Origin of the sequence: Bradyrhizobium sp. SBR1B (genome assembly GCF_014198205.1) — a bacterium.
Lineage (GTDB): Bacteria > Pseudomonadota > Alphaproteobacteria > Rhizobiales > Xanthobacteraceae > Bradyrhizobium.
Genome location: NZ_JACIHC010000055.1, coordinates 1 through 7,186 on the forward strand (window position 1 = coordinate 1; position 7,186 = coordinate 7,186).

The following is a 7,186-nucleotide window of genomic DNA, read 5'->3' on the forward strand; positions in this document are numbered from 1 at the left end:
CTGCTGGCAGGCTCGTCGGCCATTTCTACATACACAATGGCGACGATTCAGGCTTCGTTTGCGAACGCGGCTGAGTTCTTCAACAGCCTGCTAGAAGGCGAACCTGCCTATCACTGCATTGTCACTCGCCAACCGCTAGGGCCTCGACTTTTGAATCGAGATCAGGGGGCGTAATCGGCTCGGATCCCGCAAGGGGTCTCATGTGAGGCACTTTTCCCACCTGCGCGATCAGCAAGGCGCTCACGGCTTCAGCGGCGAAGGCGACGTCGCCAGAGGAGATGAGGCACGCGGTCATATGGATAGGTGGATCTATCACGAGCGCCCTCAGATCTTCGTGGCTTGGAATATCGGGAATGTCACCCTTGGCCAGGATCGCACTTGCGAGACCAGCCCTGACGAAGGAGACCGCACTGGCGAACGTGTCAACTTCTGCGATGCAGTTCGGCATCACGCCGGCCACTTCAAACCTCCGATCTAATGCGTCGCGAATTGTGTTGGGGCGCGTCGGCAACACAAGAGGGAGCTCGGCTAATTCCTCAAGAGAAACGGCGGAAGCGACTTCTCCTGTATCGGGAGGACGTACCAGGTGAAGATGCTGTTGAAAGAGTGGCCGGCGCCTAACACCTGAGGTGGGTTCATCCTCAAGCACAACGCAGATATCAAGCGCACGTGATGTGATGAGCGACTTCATGTGAAGAGAGTCACCCGTAACAAGATGGAGGCGTACTTTCGGAAGCATTGTCCGGCTAGCTTCCATCAAGGTGCAGGCGAACGAAGCGGCGAGCGCTGAGAACATGCCGAGCCTGACAGCACCTTCCGGCTTTCTTGCCGTAGAGCGAATGATGCAGCGCAGCTGCTCCACGTGCTGAAGAATGGACGTTGCCTCACGATAAAACACCTTGCCCTCGCGAGTCGGGCGAACGCCGCGTACGCTACGGTGCAGCAGCGCGACGCCGAGCTCGGCTTCCAAGGCAGCTATCTGCTGACTCAGGGCCGGCTGCGCTACGTGGATTGTCGCCGCTGCTTGGCAAAAACTACCAGCATCCACGATGCTCGTGAAATATCGCAGATGACGTAGTTGCATAAAGCTTGAAGACATAGCGCTTTAGACTCGTCCGTAGTTCAGGCGATGTTCCGGATAATGCCATTGAGCGCTTCGTGAACCGCTTTGATAACGGTCGAATTCAGGCTCAACAGTGTAGTGTGTGTGTTCATTGAGAGCTGAAGCTTGAGTTGATCCATGGTGTCGTCCGGACTCATCGTCGCCATGTGACTTCTCAAGCTGCGTTCCGATGCCTGAACAGATCGGCCAAGTGAGCCACTTATCGTCCTGAAATCCACCTCACCTCTCCAAGCCGGAGGATAGTGCGCTGTGGTGGCGCATCCATGTTGTACTGACAACTTCAGTTGCGGCACCTATTGCGTCGAGTAATGTGTACAATGCGTCGAAATGACGCCTCGTGACGCCGCCATCCATGTCACGCTTTAACGATTGTCGCCAACTCTCGAACTCTCTCTCCAGAGCAGACAACTCTGCGCCATCGATGTCGTCTACCAGTCGTTTGTGCAGCTCCAGCCCGGCAAGATGTTCGCTCACAGGCGCCCCTCCTCTGCTATCCATTCCGGCTTGATCAGATAGGGAACGTGCACGTCGGCCTCGCCGATACGCACAAGCACTCCGTCGCGTTCAATGACAACGATCTTGCCGAAATGATCGATATTGTCGCCGACTTTTAGGCGCGTTCCGTTCTGAACGATGATAAATGGAGACCGGCCGAGGTGTACCCCTCTGGCCAGCGGCAATACTCCGGGCGAACAGTGTGCCTCGAGCCGGATGTGGGACGCGAACTTCTCCTCGAAGCGGGAAGCAACGGTCTGCCACTCGCTATAGGCGGCTGGGGTTAGCGTCCCGGAAACGAGGACGACGTCTGGCTTCACCACGATACGAATCATGCGACGGAGTTCGGCTGTTGTCGCTGTCTCTAGAAAGGTTCGCGCGCGGTCTGGCGTTGCGACCGTGTCATTAATTGTGCGGACCCCAGGAATATCCAGCTGCAGTTGGCGAACGGCCGCTTTGACAATTGCATCGCTCGGACCATATCCCGCGACTGATATCGCTCCGGGGCTCCCAACGCGAATACTCCCGTCGATGCCGAATGCCCGCATGATAGTTGCTGACAGATCAATGACTTTCTCATCGGACAGAACAGTGGCGGTCCCCGATTTAGGTGTTACATCTGCTGTTAGCCCGGCGTCGCGCAGAGCTGCTTTGATCCTTGTAGCCTCTCCAGGTCGCAAGTCCCCGTCGATGATCAGGTTATCATCGGAGAGCGCGATCCTGACGCCGCGTCCGACGTCCAAATCGCCAAGGACGTTCCTGGCAATCTTGATCGAGTCAGTACCCGGAACGGCGGCCGGGGTGAGATAGGAAACAACCCGCTCCATCCCGGCACAACCTCCATAGACGATGATCACAAGGCCGCAAGCGGCCGCGCCTAGCCGAAATGCCCGAGGTAGCGAGTTCACCACGAGACCAGCTCCTCGCCTCCGGGGTGCCGGCTCTTCGGGAGTTGAGGGGGCATGCTCTCCATGCAGCCTTCTGTACTCGTCCACGGAGTCGATCTCGGGAAAGCTGCCGCCGGTCGGGCCGATACTGAAAATCGTCCGCCCAACCTGAACCGGAGTGCGTGGATCGAGGGTGGTCGGGCACTCTGTTAGACAATCACTCCCGCCGATGAGCACACCCGGTGCGAGTGCCGTGATCTGGATGTGCCCGGCCTCGATGACAATACGAAGATGTGAGTCAACCAGTTCCGGATCTGCGAAGGTAAGGTCGTCAGCGTCATGGCTACCGACTAGCCACGCTCCATCGCCAAGCGATGTCTCGGCCCCCTTGTTGGGGCCAGATAGCACATGCAAGGACAGCTGGGTCTGATCGCCCGTGAGAACACCTTGTTCCGTGTTCGTTTTTCTCATTGCAGTGATATCCTTCCCAATGGCTGTATGGAGATATCGGGGGGAAGCTCCTGATAGGATAGCACTGGAAGTTCGTAGAAGTCGGTTTCGATGACCTTGCGTACGTATCGACGTATATCCATCGAAGCCAGCAGCACCGGCTTGTGCGGCTGCTGGTTAAGGTTGCCGATAGTCTCGCGTATCGCGTCAATGATCTGACTTGTGGTTCGAGCGTCGAGCGCGAGATAACTGCCGGCGGAAGTCTGCCGAATGGCATTGCGCACCACATCTTCCACTTCTGGCGTGAGAAGGTAGGCGGGCAGCAGGTTCATGCCGATACAATACGGGATGCAGAGTTGCCTCCTTAGCGCACAGCGCACATGTTCGGTCAGCAGGACAATGTCTTTTTCGATCTGTGCCCGTTCGACCAGTGCGGCGAGGATGGTGCGCATGTTACGCAATGAAACCCCCTCCTCGACTAGTCGTTGAAAGACCTCTGAAATCTTCTGCAGAGGCGCTGAGCGCAGCACTTCCTTTACCAGTTCCGGGAACCACGCCTCGATGCGATTCAAAAGAGTTTTTGTCTCCTGGATCCCGACAAACTCGGCAGCATGCCTGCGCAGGATTTGACCAGTGTGGTAGCTAAGGATCTGAACCGACTCCAAGAAAGGGATGTTCGCAGCTCGCAACGATGCGCGATGTATGGCGTCCACCCAGACCGTCTCGATCCGAGGAAGGAAGGATTTGTCCAGATCATATGGAATGCCTAGAAGATCGAGGTTCTCAGGACTATCGCGTGCCAAAAGATGTTGCGATCGCAGTCGCCCTTCGCCGCATGGTATTTCATTTACCATGATGACATACGCTCCGTCCTTGCAGCTGTCGTTCACTCGCAAATTGATCGCTGGAAGAGGGACGCCGAGATCAAGAAGGAGGGTTTGCCGTTCGGCATCCAATGCTTTCTTTAGCAGATCGGGAGGAATGACCGCCTGAAGGTCGTGACCAATGTCGATCATCAGTGGCACGGTGAACGTGATGCCATTATCGGCGGCTCCATCGTCGCCGCCGGCCGGCTCGTCCGACGCCGTTAAGCGCGCTCCTCCTGTCATGTAGCGACGCACTGCCGGCGCGGCCAGCCGCCGATTACGTTGTAGTTGCCAGCCACTGCCTCCGACTACGACCGCCAAGATCATGAAGACTCCCGTCGGAAAGCCAGGCACGAACGAAAAGAGGAGGAGAATGAATGACCCGACAATGAGCGCACGTGGTTGTGCGCTGACCTCGTCGCCGATTTCGTTGCCGAGATCTGCAGCGCTATTTTGGTCACTAACCCTCGTAACGATAAATCCCGCTGTAATCGCCGTGAAGAGAGCCGGTATTTGACCGACGAGGCCGTCTCCGATGGTCAGGATCGCATAGACCTCGAGCGCCTCGTACAATCCCATTTCCTTTTGAAACGAACCAATAGCGATCCCGCCTATGATGTTCACGGCAATGCTGATCAAGCCCGCGATGGCGTCACCCTTAAGAAACTTCATGGCGCCGTCCAGGGCGCCGTACAGCTGGCTCTCGCGCTCAATCGCAACGCGGCGCCGACTTGCCTCTCGGATATCAATACTGCCGGCACGCAAGTCGCCGTCAACGCTCATTTGTTTGCCCGGCATCGAATCCAGAGAAAACCGTGCAGCGACCTCCGCCGAACGCTCAGATCCCTTGGTGATGACGACAAACTGAACGATTGTGATGATCAAAAAGGTGACTGCGCCCACCACGAGATTGCCGGCCACCACGAACTCCCCGAAGGTTTTGATGATCTGGCCGGCGTCTGCATGAAGCAAGATAGTGCGCGTCGCGGCGACGCCAAGCGACAGCCGAAAGAGCGTCGTCACCAAGAGCACTGAAGGAAAGGAGACGAACGCAAGGGGGGATTTAATGTAAACTGCCATCATCAGCATGAGTGCCGAGAGTCCCAGGCTGACGGCCTGTAGCACATCCATGAGGACCGGCGGCAGTGGAATGATCATCATGAAGATAATCGTGATCAGCAGCGCCACCAGAGCAATATCATTACGGCCGGACACGACCGTTCGGACTCTATCAAGAAGCTTCACACTAGCCACCCGCGCTGCATCCTCTGTAGGTGCGTGTCTGGCACCAGCGATGCGACGAACCGCAGACGGGTTCCCGCCTTCGCGCTGATACTTGCCCAAATGTTTTGGCTAACACTCCTGGCGCTCGAAATCGGCCCGCGCCGTCCCGTGACAATGGTAGAAACCGCCTTGCATGGGCAGTGTCCCCTTGTCCGCAAATTCAGCGTTCGGCGGTGCGACGCGCGTGGCGGGATTGAGGTCGATTTATCAGTCCCAGTTGCCATCCTCAGCACGCACATAAGCAGCGATTCCCCGCGCGGCCTTGTTCTTGAGAACTTCCCTGAGCTTACGAAGTAGGGTCGCGTAACGCATGCAGGAGGGCTTCTTAGGCTCCGAGATGGCTCTAAGCATCGCTCCGAATTGGCGTTTGCAATCTCCCGGCCGTCGCCTTCAAAACAGTGTCGTGGCGGAAAACGATCAATCATGTTCGCGTCCTCGGAGCGATTGGAGATGCGCGCGGCATCCAGCGTCGATCCCATCGGCTCCCGCGAACAGGTAAGGATCGTCCAACTGATACCATCGTTTTGCCGGAACATGACGCCGTCTCCTAGGTCTTGATTGATCTTGTCACGGCCCGATAAGCCGCAGCGGTGGTTTGGAAAGCTCGTTTCAAGATCAGTTTGACCTGTCCAGAGGCAGCAATTATCATGCCGCCCCGTTCTCGGACCAGGAGACCTATCTTCGGCGGGAATGCAGGCGGTCTGGCAAGAAGCGCCTTCAGCCACGGCCGGCTCAGCGCGTCGTTTCGGGCAACCCGCAAGACGGCCGTTGCCCCGACGACGAGGAGAGAGCGGAGCTCCGGATTCCCCATCTTTGATATCCGCCCCAGCCGCTCTTTGCCTCCGCTTGAATACGACCGTGGCGTCAATCCCAGCCAGGCCGCGAAGTGGCGAGCTGACGTGAACCCTCCGGGATCTGGCACAAGCGCCTTGATGGTCGCCGCTGTAATGGGGCCGACGCCAGGAATCGTGGTCAACCGACGCATGTCCTCGTCGCGCTTGGCCTCCACAATAGTTGCGCGCTCGGGCCTGTCGATCTGGTCCGCTGCAGCTTCGATCTCATCGGCAATCGCCATCAGGGCGAAGCGCGCCGCTGCGGGCAGGCGGACATCTGTCTTGTCCCGCACGATCGCAATCAGCGCCTCAACCTTTGCCATGCCCGCGTGGCGATGATCCCCAATTCGGCCAAATGCGCGCGCAGCGCGTTAACCGTCTCGTTCGCTGCCGCACTAGAAGAGCGCGGGTCTTCAGCACCATCGCGGCAGCCTGTTGCTCGGCTGTCTTAATCGGCACGAAGCGCATGGTCTTTCGGGTCACCGCTTCGCTGATGGCCTCCGCGTCCGCCGCATCCGTTTTGCCTCGCTTGACGAAGGGTTTAACATAAGCCGGGGGAATGAGCCGCACCTCATGACCGAGAGCTGCGATCTCGCGCGCCCAATAGTGGGCGCTACCACATGCTTTCATCCCCACCAGGCACGCTGGCAGCTTCTCAAAGAAACGCAGAACTTCGCTGCGCCGTAGCTTCCGGTTGAACACGGGTGAGCCCTCGGCATCCGCCCCATGAACCTGGAAAAAGTGCTTGGCCAGATCCAGCCCAATGGTGATAACCTGCTTCACGGAACGGTCCCTCCTTCGTGGCGTTCGAACAACGACCACGTTCTAGGTGCCTGTCCCGCGTTCAGCAGGAGCACCTCTGCCGCGGCGAGAATGGCCTGCTTGGCTCGGCGCGAGCGACGACCTTCTTGGCGACCGCGTTGGTGGCCGAACCAGAATCCCTTTTGGCGCTTGATGAATCCGTTTCATCAGGGTCACGAAGCCATGCGGATTTAGAAGGTGCGATCGCTGCGACAATCAACCTTGTGAGCGGCGAGGTCATGGTGCCGCGCTCATGATATTGGACGGTGTCCGCTCCGCGCTTGCCTCGCCGCAAAGATGGGCATGCAGCGCGACCAAGCATTGATCCGCGCTCCTGTTATTACGCTTTCCCGGGACGATCGTGAGATCGGCAAGTTGATAGAACGGCGAGCGCTCGCTGATCAGCTGCGTGATCTTGTCCTTCCGGTCTTCGGTCTGCAACAGCGG

At 57.9% G+C, this 7,186-nt stretch carries 5 protein-coding genes and 2 pseudogenes; all 7 read right to left on the reverse strand.

The window, feature by feature from the left end; all coding sequences use genetic code 11:
- Nucleotides 1–121: 121 nt before the first annotated feature.
- Complete coding sequence (locus GGD61_RS39785) at nucleotides 122–1,099, reverse strand: LysR substrate-binding domain-containing protein (RefSeq protein ID WP_183232508.1); 978 nt, start codon at nucleotides 1,097–1,099, stop codon at nucleotides 122–124.
- 23 nt (nucleotides 1,100–1,122) lie between these two features.
- Nucleotides 1,123–1,416 carry an EscF/YscF/HrpA family type III secretion system needle major subunit gene (locus tag GGD61_RS41385; protein WP_312012858.1) on the reverse strand — a complete coding sequence of 98 codons (294 nt, stop codon included), beginning with the start codon at nucleotides 1,414–1,416 and terminating at the stop codon, nucleotides 1,123–1,125.
- Nucleotides 1,343–1,597 carry a hypothetical protein gene (locus tag GGD61_RS39795; protein ID WP_183232510.1) on the reverse strand — a complete coding sequence of 85 codons (255 nt, stop codon included), beginning with the start codon at nucleotides 1,595–1,597 and terminating at the stop codon, nucleotides 1,343–1,345. Before GGD61_RS39795 ends, GGD61_RS41385 begins: the two co-directional genes overlap by 74 nt.
- On the reverse strand, nucleotides 1,594–2,976 hold the full coding sequence (locus tag GGD61_RS39800) for an FHA domain-containing protein (RefSeq protein ID WP_183232511.1): 1,383 nt from the start codon (nucleotides 2,974–2,976) through the stop codon (nucleotides 1,594–1,596). The genes GGD61_RS39795 and GGD61_RS39800 overlap by 4 nt, the downstream gene beginning before the upstream one ends.
- Nucleotides 2,973–5,066: a type III secretion system export apparatus subunit SctV gene (sctV, locus tag GGD61_RS39805; protein ID WP_183232512.1), complete on the reverse strand. Its 2,094-nt coding sequence runs from the start codon at nucleotides 5,064–5,066 to the stop codon at nucleotides 2,973–2,975. Before sctV ends, GGD61_RS39800 begins: the two co-directional genes overlap by 4 nt.
- A 730-nt stretch (nucleotides 5,067–5,796) precedes the next feature.
- A pseudogene (locus GGD61_RS39810) lies at nucleotides 5,797–6,691 on the reverse strand (IS110 family transposase); the annotation flags it as partial.
- A 285-nt stretch (nucleotides 6,692–6,976) separates the two neighbouring features.
- A pseudogene (locus tag GGD61_RS39815) lies at nucleotides 6,977–7,186 on the reverse strand (shikimate kinase); the annotation flags it as partial.

Excerpts from the sequence above, each read along its gene's own strand:
- GGD61_RS39800 (WP_183232511.1), bottom strand. The coding sequence starts at position 2,976 with ATGAGAAAAACGAACACGGAACAAGGTGTTCTCACGGGCGATCAGACC.
- GGD61_RS39785 (WP_183232508.1), bottom strand. The coding sequence starts at position 1,099 with ATGTCTTCAAGCTTTATGCAACTACGTCATCTGCGATATTTCACGAGC.